The organism is Klebsiella sp. 10982 (assembly GCF_048589245.1).
In the GTDB taxonomy this organism is placed as follows: Bacteria; Pseudomonadota; Gammaproteobacteria; order Enterobacterales; family Enterobacteriaceae; genus Klebsiella; species Klebsiella quasivariicola.
Genome location: NZ_JBMAXV010000132.1, coordinates 1 through 751, shown reverse-complemented (window position 1 = coordinate 751; position 751 = coordinate 1). Strand labels below are relative to the sequence as shown.

At 58.2% G+C, this 751-nt stretch carries 1 protein-coding gene; it reads right to left on the bottom strand.

What is annotated here, in order from left to right:
• Positions 1-58: 58 nt before the first annotated feature.
• Positions 59-751, bottom strand: a 693-nt coding sequence (locus ACKLKD_RS27920; protein ID WP_087804973.1) for a reverse transcriptase domain-containing protein, incomplete at its 5' end; no start/stop codon positions are given.

The window sequence follows — 751 nt, the reverse complement described above, 5'->3', positions numbered from 1 at the left end:
GTCGCGGTAGGGATACCCGTTACCGGATACCCCCCGCACAGATCCCGGCGTGCGCGATTTACGCACCGGGCTCCTGCCTCGGGTGTCTGGCGGTGAACCGCTCCACAGGCCATGGATGAAGAACCCGAACCCCTGGTAGCCATGCGGCTGCCAGTTTGTTTGCTTTCGTCCAGGTCGTATCATCCTTCTGGCTCCTGCGCCTGAGCGCCCGGCGCCAGAGGTTTGTTACGTGTGTCCTGAACTTCTGCATGGTGGGGAAGTTGCCCGGTACCGAGTGATAGTTCAGGTATCCCTGAACCACTCTCCTGAGCCATTTTCCCTGTTCGGGGATTGAGTAATGCCAGCGCCTTCGCAGACCGTCTTTGATGGCTTTCAGAGTTGCCGTCATCCGATCCCGGCGGGTCTTTCGTATCAGCATGAACCTGCCGTTGCGATCTTTCCCGCTGATGTGCGTGAACCCGAGGAAGTTGAACGTTTCTGGTTTGCCTTTTCCCCTGATGGCACGGTTTTCGGCAGCGAAGCGGCCGAACTCCATCAGACGGGTTTTCTCCGGGTGAACCGTGAGTCCGAACTCCCTCAGTCTGCGCTGCATGGCTATACGGAAGCGCCGGGCATCGTATCGTTTGTCGAACCCGATGACGATGTCATCGGCGTATCTGACCATTACCACATTGCCTGTGGCATAGCGACGTCGCCACTGATGCGCCCACAGATCGAAGACGTAGTGGAGGTATATGTTTGCCAGCAGCGG